Here is a 14,371-nt window from a genome sequence, read left to right as displayed (position 1 = left end):
TAGCTTAGATATTTTTTAGCAATTGTAATGAATATATTAAACTCACATTTAATTAACAAACTTTAGATAATTAAAACAAAAAGTACTTTATCTTTAATCATTTTTAGGGAACTCATGGAAAGCGCTAACTACTTTCATTTACAAGAGCTAAATGGCCTTGAGATGATAAAAGCTCGATATCACCAACAGAAATTTTCTCGTCATAGCCACGAAGGTTTCTGTATTGGCGTCATCGAAGATGGTGCCCAACAATTCTTTCGGACAGGTGAAAATCACTACGCACCGAAAGGTGATATTATTTTGGTTAATGCTGATGAAATACACACAGGTTCGTCTGCAATGGAAAATGGTTGGTCATATCAAGCAATTTACCCTACACCTGACATGTTTTCTCAGCTTACCACTGATTTAAAAATTGAAAATCAAGGACTCGTACCTTGGTTTCCTGTCGCTGTCGTACAGGATGCGGGGCTGGCAACCCAATTACGGTTACTTTTCGATTTGTTATTACAACCCGGAAACCTCTTGTTCAAAGAAACCTTACTGCTCTCTACCTTAAGTTGGTTAACTCTGCGCTACAACCGCACTAAAACAGAGTTAACTAAAATTACCCCTGCAAAGCAGTGTATAGAACAAATTTGCGAGTTGATGATAAATACCTGCGAGCAAGAACATTCTTTAGCGGAATTAGCGCAAATAGCGGGCTTTAGTCAATGGCACTTTCTAAGGCAATTTAAACTGCAAACAGGTACAACACCTCATGTCTTTTTGGTTCAAGCTCGTTTGCATAAAGCCAAAAAACTGTTATTAGCAGGCAATTCCCCTGCTGATGTTTCGAATTTATGTGGTTTTTCTGATCAAAGCCATTTTACACGCCATTTTAAACAATCATTAGGCGTCACACCGGGTAACTTTGTGCGTCATCTAATTACTTAAAAAGAGCAATTTTATTCTATCTGCTGCCAGTTCATATCTTTAATATGAATGACACGTTACAGACTCATGATTTAAATAGGTATTAGTTAATATGGATTCAAAGCAAAATCGCAGCTGGCAAAAAGCCATGATGGATGGCGCAGCTCATTCCGCCCCACTTAACCTTGCCGTGATCCCTTGGGGAGTCTTGGCAGGCTCCATGGCCGTTGAGACAGGGTTAGATTTTTGGCAAAGTGTAGCAATGTCAGCGATGGTCTTTGCTGGTGCAGCCCAATTAGTCACGCTCGGGCTGCTCAATTCAGGCACTGGTTTTATGACCATTGTGATTTCAGTGTTCTTTATTACGTCCCAGCATTTACTGTACGGTCTAACATTACGACCAGAAGTTAAAGGTTTTACGACTCCTCAGCGACTTAGTATTGGCTTTCTTCTCACCGATGAACTGTTTGCTATCAGTGCAGCAAAACGCCAAAGCTTGAGCTTCCCATACCTATTTGGTGCAGGGTTTAGTTTTTATCTTGTTTGGCTAATCACTAGCCTCTGTGGCATTGCTATGGCGAATATTGTTGGCGACTTAAGCCGCTTACACCTTGATTTTTCTGTAGTCGCGACTTTGCTTGCCATCGTTGTTCCCTTAACAAAAAAAATCAGTACGTTATGTGGTGTTATTTTTTCTCTTGTCATGGCTATCACCTTGTCCATGTATTCCATCAGTAGTGCCATTGTTATCGCAGGTGTCGGTGGAATGTTTGTCTCGGTCATCGTTTCACGTGTATTGAAGGAGGGGAAATGATCTGGCTTTTGATTATCACGCTAACCGCTGTTGTTTTTACACTGCGCTATATATTTCTGATCCCACAATTACCGATTAGACTACCTTTGATTGTTCGCCAAGCATTAGGTTATTCCGCCCCTTGCTTATTAACTGCCATTTGTGCGCCTGTTATTTTACTAGAAAATCACGAAGTTAGGGATTTTCCCGATAACCCATATTTGTGGGGAGCATTATTCTGTGTTGTCATCGCCTCACTATTAAAAAACATGCTGCTTACTGTAGGTTTAACCCTCGTGTTTTTCTACTCTTTAATCTATTTCATCGGCTAATGCCCTACACATCGGATAAAGTAAGGTAACAACGCTTTGCTTTATCCCACTAATCCCGCATAATAGTGCACTTCGTCGCAATACAACCCTATTCAATTGCTCCCTTTCTTATTGAAAGTCAGTGATCCATTGGCTTTTAAATTGCGCCACTAATTTTATAAATGATGGATAATACACAAACATGCTTAATAATTATGTTTTACGCAGTGTTCGCTATATGTTGGATTTGAGCGATGCTCAGATGGTCAAAATCGTAAAACTTGCAGATTTAGATGTGACGAAAGAAGAGATGGTATGCTGGCTCAAAAAAGACAGTGAACCTGAATATGTTGAATGTAACGACAGCGTAACGGCGCATTTTTTAAATGGCTTAATTTATCATCGCCGTGGTAAAGATGAAGACCGCCCTGCGCCAGAAATCGAAAGCCGCCTCAATAACAATATTATTCTCAAAAAACTGCGTGTCGCTTTTGAATTAAAAGATACCGATATGATTGAAATTTTCCAATTGGCGGATTTCCGTGTATCAAAACCTGAACTCAATGCGGTTTTCCGTAAACCAGGGCATAAAAACTACCGTGAATGCGGGGATCAACTTCTGCGTTATTTCCTTAAAGGCCTAACCACACGCTTACGCGGTGACAAATAATACCTCGTTTTACTCAGTTCTGGCATTGACTAAAAGATAAATGGTGAGTGCCGGATAACCATCTGTACTTTGTTATTGCTCATATTCATTTTGTTAATTGAATACCTAGCTTGACTAAGTATTTTGCAATAAATAGTCTAAAAAGATCTCAACTTTCGGTGATAATGCACTGCGACTCGCATAAATTGCTCTTAACTCTATCGGTGCAGGGTTTGCATCCACCAACTGAATAACTTCAAGTTCCCCTGAAATAATTTGTTTCTGGCAAGCCTCTAACGACAAAATAGCAAAACCCACACCATTAACCGCGGCTGCATGGGCAAGCATGCCACTATTTACCCGATATCGGCTATTTATCATCACATTGCGTTGCTTACCTTGCTTATCAATAAAAATCCATGGCTGACCTTGTAAGGCACTCAGACTTGATATGCAAGGTAGCTTGGCTAAATCAGCTGTGGCTTCTGGCTTTTCGACTTGATTAAGGAGCTTAGGGGAAGCAACCACAACACTTTGCCATGATTTCACCAGCCTTGAGTGATAACTGCTGTCTTTAAGCTCTCCACGGTGAAACGTCAACAATATATCAATTTCATCGCTGATAACATCTAGGGGGGTGAGCTGTGTATCACAATGGATATTGAGCTGTGGGTGCAATAACGCAAATTTTGCGATTAAATTAGCGAACAATACACTCCCTGCTTCACTGGGAATTGTGAGGCGTAATGTGCCAGTTACAGATTGAGGGTGACTAATTTGTTGGACAATATCCTCCAATTCACTGACTCGTTTTTGGCTTTGCTCAAAGAGAATATTACCCGCTTCCGTTAAGCGCATCTGCCTTGTTGTTCTTTCAATTAAACGGCAATTTAGCTGTTCTTCTAATTGCTTAATTTGTCGGCTCACATTGGATGATGGCATCGAAAGCTGTTTTGCCGCATTAATAAAGTTACCTTGCGTTGCAACCGCAATAAAAACCTTTAATAAATTTAGGTCAACCACCTTGGCTGTTTCCTTTTCATTCAACATGATTGAGCTAAACTAATAACACTAGCAGTAACCAAATGCCATAATTTTTTGGTAACGCTCTGATAATAAAGCGTCCGTATCGAGCTGCGTTAATGCAGCTAAGTCTGTTATCAGCTGTTGTTTTAAATGTTCGGCCGCTAACTGATAATTTCGGTGGGCTCCTCCTAATGGCTCAGGAATAATCGTATCGATAATGCCTAGCTCTTTTAATCGAGGCGCAGTCATCCCCATCACTTCAGAGGCAATTTGCGCTTTTTGAGCATCTTTCCATAAAATTGACGCACAGCCTTCAGGGGAAATTGCTGCGTAGGTGCTGTATTCAAGCATATTAATTCGGTCACCAACACCAATCCCTAACGCACCACCAGAGCAGCCTTCCCCCGTAACAACACAAATAATCGGCGTTTTGAGTCGAGACATTTCTAATATATTCTTTGCGATAGCCTCGGCCTGTCCGCGTTCTTCAGCGCCCACGCCTGGGTAGGCACCTGCTGAGTCAATCAGTGTAATGACAGGTAATTTAAAACGCTCCGCCATTTGCATTAAGCGTAACGCCTTGCGGTAACCCTCGGGTGATGGCATGCCAAAATTACGCATCACCTTTTCTTTGGTTGTTCGTCCTTTTTGTTGTCCTAGCACCATAACTGGACGCCCTGCAAGACGTGCCAAGCCCCCCACCAGCGCTTTGTCGTCAGCAAATGCACGATCTCCTGCTAGCTCCTGAAACGCAGTAAATATTAAAGGAATATAATCTAAGGGATATGGCCTTAGTGGGTGCCTTGCTAACTGTACAATTTCCCATGCACCAAGAGAGGAAAAAATTGTTTTTGTTAATGAATGTGATTTTTTTTCTAACAGTTTGATTTCTTCTTCGAGCTTAATTTCACTCGGGTGCCCCTGCTGCTTGAAAGCAACCAGCGCCTCAATTTTGTCATTAAGTTCAACAATGGGTTTTTCAAAAGCTAAAAAATGCGTAGACATATAAACCTTAAAATTATTCATTCAATTTTAAGAGTGTAACGACCAACGCTATCCCACTCTATAGTTGAAAATGGGATTTATTAATATCAAATATGGGATAATTAACAGGCTATTTATTCCTAATGCGGTTTAATTTTAGGCTGTTATTCAAGATTTTTTGAAAGTTTGGGCACAAGAAATGATTTTCCTCAGGGCAGTTAGCAATATGAATAATGCTATCTTTTAACGCCAATAAATTTTGGATTGTGTGCTCAATTTCGTCTGCTTTCGCCATCAGGCTAGATCGCTCTATATTTGGACCATCTTGGTGATTGAGCATTTGCGCAATTTCATCGAGTGTAAACTTAGCTTGCTGCCCTAAGCTTATCAATGACAAACGGGTTATTACATCTTTACCATGATAAATACGTTTTAAGCCTTTTCTGCCAATCGGTTTTATTAACCCCTTTTCTTCGTAAAAACGAAGTGTTGAGGCGGCTAAGCCTGACAGTTGACTCACTTGTGAAATATCTAATTCATCATGCATAAAATAATAACCCGTTGGCCTTATCACTCTGTCGGTTTTAGTTTCTGCCTTAACAAAACGGTAATATTGCCATTCATAAAAATCTCACGGTCAATGACATAACCGAGCTTTTCAGCAACACGTAATGACGGCAAATTCCTCGGTTCAATAAAACAGATTGTTTGCTGAAATTTATTTTGTGATTTCAACCAAGTTAATGCCGCTTGCATTGCCTCTGTTGCATACCCTTTCCCTTGAAACTCAGGGGCAATGACCCAGCCGGCCTCAGGAATTCCTTTCACTTGCGGTTCAACCATTCGGTGAAAATCAGCAAATCCAAGGTCACCAACATATTGCCCCGTTGCTTTTTCCCTCACAGCCCAATAACCAAAACCGAGTAATGGCCATAACCCACCATAAGCTAACATTCTCATCCACGACTCTCTTTCTGTCGATGGCATGCCACCGATATGACGCACCATGGATTCTGTTGCCCACAATTTGGTTAGCGCAGGAAAATCACTCACTTGATGTTTGGATAAAATCAGTCTTTCTGTTTCTATTTCAGGTATTAAAGCCATAGATTGCCTCTCCTTGCTATCTAAATGGGGGTTCATCAAAGGTTCTTAACTTCCGAGAATGTAATTTATCCCCTTCTTGGCGTAATAAATCAATAGCACGAATACCTATTTGTAGGTGTTCTGAGATAGCCCCCTCATAAAAGCTATTGGCTTGGCCTGGTAATTTAATTTCCCCATGTAATGGCTTATCTGATACACATAAAAGTGTGCCATAAGGCACTCTAAAGCGGTAACCTTGTGCAGCGATGGTCGCGCTTTCCATATCAACAGCAACCGCACGACTTAAACTAAAGCGCCTTGCAGTAGCAAAGAAACGCAGCTCCCAGTTCCTATCATCCGTTGTGACGACAGTTCCGGTACGTAAACGCTGTTTAACCAATTCCCCGGGCATATTACTGACTTGCTTAGTGGCATCATAAAGTGCCCGCTGAACCTCTGCGATACTTGGAATAGGAATATCTGGCGGTAATACATCATCCAAAATATGGTCATCCCGCAAATAAGCATGAGCAAGCACGTAATCACCTATTTTTTGGCTTTCCCTTAAACCCCCACAGTGACCAATCATTAACCAAGCATGCGGTCTTAATACTGCTAGATGGTCACAAATATTTTTGGCATTTGACGGCCCAACACCAATATTCACTAATGTTATTCCTGCACCATCACGGGCAATCAGATGATATGCAGGCATTTGGAATTTTTTCCAAGTCATATCAGAAATAGCAATTTGCGGATCTGCATTTTCATCTGTGAGGTAATTATAACCAACACAGGATAATGCGATATAACGGCTATCTGGGTCACGAATTTGTTCACAAGCCCAGCTGACAAACTCATCCACATAGCGGTTATAATTGGTAAATAAAATATACGGTTGCACATGTTCAGGTGGCGTGCCGGTATAATGTTTAAGGCGTGCAAGTGAAAAGTCTACGCGTAAAGCATCGAAATGCGACAAGGGCATTTCATCGGAAATCGTGTATAAGCCATCCGTAATATCATCACTAATATGGGCTAAATCCGTGATAGGAAAATGTGCGGCAAGGCTGCTACTCATACTTCTATCAAGCACTAAATCAGAGCCATCAATGACAAACGGGTACGGAATTTCAGTTTTAGACGGACGAACGGCAAAAGATACGTCATAGTCCTGTTGTAAAATAGAAAGCTGTTCCGTTAAATAGCTGCGAAATAACTCGGGTTGAGTTACTGTGATGGAATAATTTCCTTTCTTCACAAACCGTGCATAAGCGCGTGTTTTTTCACAATGGTCAACTTTTCCTTCCCATGTGACACAAAGTTCAGGGTAGGCAAATAACCCATTTTCCCTTTCGTCTGAATTCGGTATACGCCCTTCTGTAACATAAATAGCAATCGCATCTCTTAGTGATTGAATTGCATTTGAATATAAAGACGACAGTTTATCCAACACATCTTCAATAGATAAATTTTCATTTTTCTGGCATTTTTCCAAAGACACGCACAACTCCTCATCAGATGAAGTAATCCCCTGATAACATAGAGTATCAATGTGACAGTTGCAAAACATATCACTATTAATGCATTACGAATGACAATACCAAGGGTAATGTGACCACAGCAATAATGGTTTGTAATGTGATAATACCTGCCATTAATTGACTATCGCCATTCAGTTGGCGAGTCAAAATATAGGCGGTTGGTGCAGTTGGAATAGCAAAAAATATGACTAATAATACCGTTTCTAAATTAGGTAAAGAAAACAACTTAGCGATAAGCACCGCTAATAGAGGCATAGCAAGTAAACGCAAAATTGTAGACACCATAATGGGCTTAAATTCTTTGCGCAATGTCGCTGTTTGCAGTGCTCCACCAATACATATCAACCCTAACGGTAAACTTGCTGCGGCTAATAATTTTAATAATTGATCGGAACCAAAAGGCAGGCCAACGGGTAATATGTTTAATAAAATTCCGATAACACATGAAATAATCAATGGATTTTTAATGATTGGTAGCAATAGCTGCTTTATCGAGACTTGTTTCCCTGAAGATAACGCTAACACCGCAATGACATTACAGCTCGGTACTAAAATCGCCATAATGACTGCGGCAACAGCAATCCCTTCTTTACCGAACAAGTCCACCACAATCGCCAAACCGAGATAAGTATTAAAACGAGTGATACCTTGAATATACGCGCCAAAACGGGGGATGGTTATTTTGAATAAATATTTACTTAGCAGCACTAATAATGAACTTGCCGCTAAAATGCAGAATATCGCACTGCCAAGGTAGAATAATTTTGGATTATCTAAAGGCGCACTGGCTAAGCTATTAATTAATAATGCAGGAAATAATATAAAGTAGTTTAATTTCTCCGCACCCGGCCAAAAATCAGCGGAAAATAATGAAGTTCGCCGCAATACAAAACCCATCGCAATCAGAGCAAATAATGGCCATAGCGCCAATAAAATTTTATCCATGAAAATTTAATCTATTTTTATCAGTGTATTAGATATTGATGATCACGAGTCTAACGTTAATTTTTTGTAGCGGATAGGTAAAAAAAGCTCTTACCCTCTATATGTTTCCAATTTTATGATTGGTTTAACAAAAAATTGACCTCAACAAAATTATTCACACTTTTTCCGCTTGTACTTTCATCAATTTTGTTGCGGTACTGACCTATTAAACCAGCAAGTATGATTATCTAACCTCAATTTCAAAATATCATTTGCTTGCATGATTAATTTTATGTATTTTTATTCACTATAAATGCATAATTAAAGAGGTTTAAAATGTTGAAGAAACTTGTTTTTGCTGGTTGTTTAACACTGGCAGCTTTTTCAGGGAGTGTTTACGCAAAAGACAGTTATACCGTAGGTGCTGGTGGAACATACCGTCCATTTGAATTTGAAAACAGCCAAAAGCAGCTTGAAGGTTTTGATATTGATATTATTAAAGCAATTGCTGATGCTGAAGGGTTTGACGTAAAACTGGTCAACACACCGTGGGAAGGTATTTTTGCCACGCTATCCTCTGGGGATAGAGATATTTTAATTTCAGGTATCACTATCACCGATAAACGTAAAAATATGGTCGATTTTTCAAACCCTTATTTTCCTGCGGAACAAGCTATCGTGATCAGTGAATCATCCAACGTCACCGATTTAAATAGCTTAAAAGATTTAAACGTTGGTGTTGTTAATTCCAGCACAGGGGATATTGTCGTCTCCGATGTCATTGGTAAAAACAGCACTTCCATTAAACGTTTTGACAATACACCGTTGCTGTTACAAGAACTGTATGAAGATGGTATTGATGCTGCTGTCGGTGACGTAGGCGTCATTAAGTTCTACATCAAAACTCATCCAGAGAAAAAATTTAAATTAATTTACGACAACCATTTTGAAAAACAATATTTTGGTATTGCCGTTGCTAAAGGTAATAGCGAGTTACAACAAAAAATTAATAATGGTTTAAATACCATTGTTGAAAACGGAACTTATAACCAAATTTATCAAAAATGGTTTGATGCGAACGTTCCTCAATTACCAAAACAATAGTTTTATTTAGTTTAAAGCCATCTTTGGATGGCTTTTTCTCGTTTTAAATCAGGGTGAAATTACGATGTCTGCTTTTCGTTGGGAAATAATTGAAGAATACGCCCCGCTCTTCGCTGAAGGCGCACTGATGACCATCAAGGCCACCATTATTTGCGTGATTCTAGGCTCTTTATGGGGACTTACGCTAGGGCTGGGGAGAACAGCCAAAGCGGAACAAGGGGTGTGGAAGCCTATTTTGCACTATTTCGTGCAATGGCCGGTGCGTTTTTACGTCAGCGCTTTTCGTGGTACGCCATTATTTGTTCAAATAATGGTTGTTCACTTTGCATTAGTGCCCTTATTTATTAACCCACGAGATGGCTTATTCGTGACTTCTGGGTTGATGTCTGTTGATACCGCTAAAATGCTACGCTCTGACTATGGTGCTTTTTTATCTTGCGTCATTGCTATTACTTTAAATTCAGGCGCTTATGTTTCTGAAATTTTCCGTGCTGGTATTCAATCAATTGATAAAGGGCAAATGGAAGCCTCCCGTGCACTCGGTATGAGTTGGGCAAAAACCATGCGTAAAGTGATCCTTCCTCAAGCTTTCCGTCGAATCTTACCTCCTTTGGGGAATAACGCGATTGCAATTGTTAAAGATTCATCACTTGCCTCAGCGATTGGATTAGCCGACCTCGCCTATGCAGCTCGCACCGTTTCAGGGGCCTACGCCACATATTGGGAACCCTACTTAACAATATCAATTATCTATTGGATGCTGACATTTATACTCGCTCAGTTAGTGCAATATATGGAAAGAAGGTTGGGCAGAAGTGATTTACGTTAATGATTTACAAAAAAAATTTGGTGAAACTCATGTTTTGCGCGGTATCTCTTGCGAAATTCATCCACAAGAGGTTATCTGTGTCATAGGCCCTTCTGGCTCAGGTAAAAGTACATTTTTACGTTGCTTAAATGCTCTCGAACGCCCTGATGGTGGGGAAATCAAAGTCAACGGGTTCGATGTCCATGCCCCTAAAACTGATTTAAATAAAATGCGTGAAAATGTCGGCATGGTTTTTCAACGTTTTAATTTATTTCCACATATGACTGTGCTTGAAAATTTAATGATGGCACCAACTTTAGTTAAAGGATTAAAAAAGGAAGACGCCTTAAAACAAGCTGAACAACTATTAACCAAGGTTGGTTTATTAGATAAAATTGATGCTTGGCCTGCCAGCCTTTCCGGTGGTCAACAGCAACGTGTTGCCATTGCCCGAGCACTCGCAATGCAACCTTCCATCTTATTATTTGATGAACCTACCTCCGCATTGGATCCTGAATTAGTTGGCGAAGTGTTGTCTGTTATGAAAACATTAGCCACTGAAGGCATGACGATGGTTATCGTAACCCATGAAATGGGCTTTGCCCGCGAAGTTGCTGATCGCGTTATGTTTATAGACCAGGGTATTATTCAAGAAGAAGGTACGCCTGAGCAGCTGTTTTCTGCCCCTAAAAACCCTCGTACTGCGGAGTTTTTAAGTAAAGTTCTCTAATTGCTCGCCTGCTTATCACCATAAGCAGGCTTTTCTGATAGCCCCATGTCTTATTTATCCGTATGCTAAGAATATTATTATTTAATTAAGCTTAATCGATGGATATTAAAAGTCTTTGTAAACAATATCGCTCAGGGAAAAAATTCAAATATGTTTTTTTCTGGGGGCATCAAACTAAACAACATCAAGTCACTAAAAGCTGCTTTAGTCAGTGGTACCCTGCTCCATTTATTGTCGATGGGCACCGATTTGCAAGCGCTGAACATTTTATGATGGCAGAAAAAGCACGTTTATTTGGTGATTTCGAAATATTAGACAAAATTATTCACGCACCTAACCCAGGAGCGGCGAAAGCCTTTGGTCGAGAAGTACGAGGGTTTAAACAAGATATTTGGGACGATAACCGTTTCGACATTGTTGTTGCCGCGAATATGGCGAAGTTTAGCCAAAATGAATCACTGAAAGCCTTTTTGCTTTCTACTAATGAACGCGTATTAGTTGAAGCCAGCCCAGTCGATAAAATATGGGGCATTGGTCTCGCTGAAGAGGCTGAAAACATCGAAAACCCACTCACATGGAAAGGATTAAACCTTTTAGGTTTTGCATTAATGGAAGTTCGCACCCAATTGGCAAGTTAAAAGCATTTCTTGCATTTAATCCTATTTTGCTAAAAACCCGTTGTTGCCAAACAACGGGCCAGCCAGTCATTCACTGAAATGTAGGATATGCTACTGCATTAATTACAAAGGCATTCTATATTCAATCACCCCCGGCTTTTCTGCCACCCAGTTATACAATTTTTGTCCACGTAAATTGGTTTCTTGTGTATGCCAATATAAACGGCCGCATTGTTTATCTTGCGCCTGTGCTTGTACAAACTCGATAAGTTGCTTCCCTACGTGGCGCCCTCTCATTTCTGGTGTGACATACAGGTCTTCTAAATAGCAAAAATCATTTTTTGCCCATGTCGAACGGTGGAATAAATAATTGACGAAACCAACCACTTTGCCACCTTCGAGTGCGACAGCGCAATGCATAGGTTCATTGTCGTCAAAAAAACGTTCCCACGCTTTTAATGTGACATCTTCACTTAATTCAACTTGGTAAAACTTTTGGTATTCCAACCAATAAACTAGCCATTCTGGATAATGTTCTGAGGCAACAAATTCAACCGTAACTGGTAATGTAGCTTTATTCATAATAACCCTTCCATTTGTAGACATATTACATAATGAGGTTATAGTACAGTTCTATCTGGTGCTGTATAAGAGACACTTTTGTTATTTATTTAGGATCCACTTATGCGACGTAAACAACAGGCTCAGTTTCCACTGCTCCTACTTGATGAGGGGTATATAAAAGAAAATGTTTATCATACTATTCGCAATGCAATCTTAGATGGGCGCATTGCATCAGGTGTTAAACTCCCCTCTTCACGCGCTTTGGCTGAAATGATGTCTATCTCGCGTAACTCAGTCATTGCGGGTTTTGAGAGGTTAATTGATGAGGGATATCTGTATTCAAAAAAAGGTTCTGGCACTTATGTATCAGCTAATATCCCTGATGAATTAGTTCGCTCAGTCAGCCCATTGCAATTGAGTGAGCAGCCTGAATATTCTGCACTTAATCTTAATCCCAAGGTCGCAACATTGACGAAGCTGTGGGATCAATCACGACCAAAAACACAATCACACCAAATGTTCAATATTGGTATTGGTTGTGTTGATCAGTTTCCCCATGAACTTTGGGGAAGATTATTAGGCCGAGTTTGGCGGAAATCGAAACAAACTATTCCTTATTTCAACCACCCTGATGGTTTTACACCTCTAAAAAAATTACTGGTAGATTATGTACATTCTACCCGCGGCGTTCACTGCAAAGAAAAACAAATTATTATTGTCAATGGAACCCAACAGGCAATTAACTTAGCAGCGAAGGTGCTGTTGCAACAAGGAGATAAAGTTTGGCTGGATGATCCTGGATATGACAGTGCTCGCGCTATTTTAACCGCAGCAGGTGCTGAAATTTCCCCAATTCCATCGGATCATGAAGGAATGGATATCGCCTATGGTGCGAAACACCATGGAGATGCCAAATTAGTCTACACAGCACCTTCTCATCAATTTCCTCTTGGTACGACCTTAAGCCTTGCGCGTCGTTTAGCATTACTTGATTGGGCTCAGCAAAATAACGCATGGATTTTTGAAGATGACTATAACAGTGAATTTCGCTTTTTATCTAAGCCAATTCAAGCCTTGCAAGGGTTAGATAATCACCAACGTGTCATTTATGCAGGTACATTTTCAAAAATGATGTACCCAGGGTTTCGCTTAGGTTTTTTAATTGTGCCAGAAATTCTGAGTGAGGCATTTACCATGATGAAATATTACAGTGATAGTCATTGTGGATACTTAGAGCAAGCCTCTTTAGCGCAATTTATTCAAGAAGGCCATTATGCTCGCCATGTACGTAAAATCAGGAAAATATGCCATGATAGGCAGAACGCTTTTTTCAATGCCGTTAATCTGTATCTTCCTCATTTATTTGAGGTACAAATGACAGATTCGGGAATACACACAGTATGTTGGATAAAAGCTGGATACGATATTAACCTCATACTTGAACAATGCCGCTTATTAGGTTTTGGCGCCCAGCCTTTATCTCGATATTGCATTAACAGCAACAAACAAAATGCCATTTTATTTGGTTATGCCGCTCATACAGAAACCGATATTGTGCAGAATGTAAAGTTACTGAGTGAGCAGATAAATAAGATATACCCAAGCTAAACAAAGAAGATTTTGCGCTTTTATCTGATAGTCAGATTTTTGTTAAGCTTTATAACTATACCTTAATGACATTCTTTCATTTATGTTGAGGTATTTTAATGATGCAAACAAACTACCCCTATGAATATGAAGTGGGTGATATTGTTTTTACTAGTATTGGTACCGAATTATTTCGCCAAATTGCTTCAGCCTCTTTATGTTGGAGCAACCATGTCGGTATGATCATTGGGCACGATGGTGACGATTATTTAATCGCTGAAAGCCGTGTGCCCTTATCGACAACCACGACACTTTCGCGTTTCATCGCTCGTTCAGCAGATAAACGTTATAGTGTGCGCCGTTTTGCTCAAACATTAACACAAGATCAAAAAAATGCCTTAGTTGCACAAGTCCCTGCGCGTTTAAATAAGTTTTACCACACCGGCTTTAATTATGATTCACCAAGGCAATTTTGTTCTAAATTTGTCTTTGATATCTACCAATCTGCCTTATCAGTTCAAATTGGCGAAATTGAAACGTTTGAAGAATTATTAACAAAAAATCCGAATGCAAAGTTAAATTTTTGGAAGCTCTGGTTTATTGGACAAATACCTTGGGAGCGCACCACTGTAACGCCTGCAAGCCTTTGGAATCACCCTGAACTATCGTTGATTTACCGCAGCCACGAAGATATTCATTAATCGCTGAAATAGAATATTCACTGAGCCA

General features: G+C 39.9%; 17 protein-coding genes. 10 read left to right on the top strand and 7 right to left on the bottom strand.

Features of this window, described 5'->3' with window-relative positions:
* Positions 1-114 precede the first annotated feature (114 nt).
* The 4 genes from AC4IFO_RS05955 to AC4IFO_RS05940 all read left to right on the top strand — a co-directional run bounded on the left by AC4IFO_RS05955 (position 115) and on the right by AC4IFO_RS05940 (position 2,689).
* On the top strand, positions 115-936 hold the full coding sequence (locus tag AC4IFO_RS05955) for an AraC family ligand binding domain-containing protein (RefSeq protein WP_490732632.1): 822 nt from the start codon (positions 115-117) through the stop codon (positions 934-936).
* A 91-nt stretch (positions 937-1,027) separates the two neighbouring features.
* Entirely contained in the window at positions 1,028-1,729 is a 702-nt protein-coding gene (locus AC4IFO_RS05950) for an AzlC family ABC transporter permease (protein ID WP_490732630.1), read from the top strand.
* On the top strand, positions 1,726-2,040 hold the full coding sequence (locus tag AC4IFO_RS05945; RefSeq protein ID WP_490732628.1) for an AzlD domain-containing protein: 315 nt from the start codon (positions 1,726-1,728) through the stop codon (positions 2,038-2,040). Before AC4IFO_RS05950 ends, AC4IFO_RS05945 begins: the two co-directional genes overlap by 4 nt.
* 181 nt (positions 2,041-2,221) lie before the next feature.
* Entirely contained in the window at positions 2,222-2,689 is a 468-nt protein-coding gene (locus tag AC4IFO_RS05940; protein ID WP_490732626.1) for a YehS family protein, read from the top strand.
* A 114-nt stretch (positions 2,690-2,803) separates the two neighbouring features.
* Here the strand turns inward: AC4IFO_RS05940 and AC4IFO_RS05935 are convergent, their stop codons facing one another.
* The 6 genes from AC4IFO_RS05935 to AC4IFO_RS05910 form a co-directional block, all read right to left on the bottom strand.
* Positions 2,804-3,691, bottom strand: coding sequence for a LysR family transcriptional regulator (locus AC4IFO_RS05935; protein ID WP_490732624.1), 888 nt, complete (start codon positions 3,689-3,691; stop codon positions 2,804-2,806).
* Positions 3,692-3,739: 48 nt separating this feature from the next.
* Positions 3,740-4,699, bottom strand: a complete 960-nt coding sequence (gene accA, locus AC4IFO_RS05930; RefSeq protein WP_490732621.1) for an acetyl-CoA carboxylase carboxyl transferase subunit alpha — start codon at positions 4,697-4,699, stop codon at positions 3,740-3,742.
* Between the two features lie 109 nt (positions 4,700-4,808).
* Positions 4,809-5,225 carry a helix-turn-helix domain-containing protein gene (locus tag AC4IFO_RS05925; RefSeq protein WP_490732619.1) on the bottom strand — a complete coding sequence of 139 codons (417 nt, stop codon included), beginning with the start codon at positions 5,223-5,225 and terminating at the stop codon, positions 4,809-4,811.
* A 23-nt stretch (positions 5,226-5,248) separates the two neighbouring features.
* Positions 5,249-5,821 (bottom strand): GNAT family N-acetyltransferase, encoded by a 573-nt coding sequence (locus AC4IFO_RS05920; RefSeq protein ID WP_490732617.1) that lies wholly within the window; start codon positions 5,819-5,821, stop codon positions 5,249-5,251.
* The gene (locus AC4IFO_RS05915; RefSeq protein WP_490732844.1) at positions 5,802-7,262 is read right to left on the bottom strand and encodes an AMP nucleosidase; all 1,461 of its coding nucleotides are present in this window, start codon (positions 7,260-7,262) and stop codon (positions 5,802-5,804) included. The genes AC4IFO_RS05920 and AC4IFO_RS05915 overlap by 20 nt, the downstream gene beginning before the upstream one ends.
* Positions 7,263-7,344: 82 nt before the next feature.
* A complete protein-coding gene (locus tag AC4IFO_RS05910) occupies positions 7,345-8,253 on the bottom strand; it encodes an AEC family transporter (protein WP_490732615.1) in 909 nt (302 codons plus the stop codon).
* Between the two features lie 315 nt (positions 8,254-8,568).
* Between AC4IFO_RS05910 and AC4IFO_RS05905 the strand changes: the two genes are divergently transcribed.
* The 4 genes from AC4IFO_RS05905 (at position 8,569) to ybiA (ending at position 11,512) form a co-directional block, all read left to right on the top strand.
* Positions 8,569-9,336 (top strand): basic amino acid ABC transporter substrate-binding protein, encoded by a 768-nt coding sequence (locus AC4IFO_RS05905; protein WP_490732613.1) that lies wholly within the window; start codon positions 8,569-8,571, stop codon positions 9,334-9,336.
* A 64-nt stretch (positions 9,337-9,400) separates the two neighbouring features.
* Positions 9,401-10,165 (top strand): amino acid ABC transporter permease, encoded by a 765-nt coding sequence (locus tag AC4IFO_RS05900; RefSeq protein WP_219248123.1) that lies wholly within the window; start codon positions 9,401-9,403, stop codon positions 10,163-10,165.
* Complete coding sequence (locus AC4IFO_RS05895) at positions 10,152-10,874, top strand: amino acid ABC transporter ATP-binding protein (protein ID WP_490732610.1); 723 nt, start codon at positions 10,152-10,154, stop codon at positions 10,872-10,874. The genes AC4IFO_RS05900 and AC4IFO_RS05895 overlap by 14 nt, the downstream gene beginning before the upstream one ends.
* A 98-nt stretch (positions 10,875-10,972) precedes the next feature.
* Positions 10,973-11,512 (top strand): riboflavin biosynthesis intermediates N-glycosidase, encoded by a 540-nt coding sequence (gene ybiA, locus AC4IFO_RS05890; RefSeq protein ID WP_490732608.1) that lies wholly within the window; start codon positions 10,973-10,975, stop codon positions 11,510-11,512.
* 102 nt (positions 11,513-11,614) lie between these two features.
* On the opposite strand, the gene AC4IFO_RS05885 is transcribed toward ybiA, so the two are convergent.
* Positions 11,615-12,073: a GNAT family N-acetyltransferase gene (locus AC4IFO_RS05885; protein ID WP_490732606.1), complete on the bottom strand. Its 459-nt coding sequence runs from the start codon at positions 12,071-12,073 to the stop codon at positions 11,615-11,617.
* 102 nt (positions 12,074-12,175) lie between these two features.
* On the opposite strand from AC4IFO_RS05885, the gene pdxR reads away from it, so the two are divergent.
* Both pdxR and AC4IFO_RS05875 read left to right on the top strand, forming a co-directional pair.
* Entirely contained in the window at positions 12,176-13,663 is a 1,488-nt protein-coding gene (gene pdxR / locus AC4IFO_RS05880) for a MocR-like pyridoxine biosynthesis transcription factor PdxR (RefSeq protein WP_490732604.1), read from the top strand.
* A 101-nt stretch (positions 13,664-13,764) separates the two neighbouring features.
* The gene (locus tag AC4IFO_RS05875; RefSeq protein WP_490732843.1) at positions 13,765-14,343 is read left to right on the top strand and encodes a YebB family permuted papain-like enzyme; all 579 of its coding nucleotides are present in this window, start codon (positions 13,765-13,767) and stop codon (positions 14,341-14,343) included.
* The last annotated feature ends 28 nt before the right edge of the window (positions 14,344-14,371 follow it).

Source organism: Providencia sp. UF-224 (assembly GCF_058245955.1).
Note: the sequence above shows the minus strand (reverse complement) of the source record. Positions and strands in the feature narration are given on the sequence as shown.